This window comes from Cupriavidus sp. SIMBA_020 (genome assembly GCF_046535395.1).
Classification (GTDB): domain Bacteria; phylum Pseudomonadota; class Gammaproteobacteria; order Burkholderiales; family Burkholderiaceae; genus Cupriavidus; species Cupriavidus campinensis.
This window is the reverse complement of sequence record NZ_JAWRWU010000359.1, coordinates 1-288: the sequence shown is the minus strand read 5'-3', so window position 1 is coordinate 288 and position 288 is coordinate 1. Positions and strand designations below refer to the sequence as shown.

Sequence of the window (288 nt, the reverse complement as noted above, 5' to 3'; positions counted from 1 at the left end):
AGGATGCGGTCGGTGCCGAGCGCGTGCATCACGTCGAACTTGCGCCGGATGCGGTCGAGATTGCGGGCGAGCTGGGCCGGGCTCACGCCCTCGAAGTCGCGAAACGGCTGGAACAGCACGATGTCGAGCCCGAGATCGGCGGCCATGCGCCGCACGTCGGCGGGCGATCCATCGAAGTAGACGAGGTCGTTCTCGAAGATCTCGACACCGTTGAAGCCTGCGGCCTGGATGGCGGTGAGCTTCTCGGCAAGCGTGCCGGACAGTGACACGGTGGCGATCGAGCGCTGC

General features: G+C 66.7%; 1 protein-coding gene. It reads right to left on the bottom strand.

The genetic code is table 11. From position 1 onward, the window contains the following. Positions 1-288: sugar phosphate isomerase/epimerase family protein (locus tag SB751_RS29575; RefSeq protein ID WP_410748969.1), on the bottom strand; the 288-nt coding region annotated here is incomplete at both ends.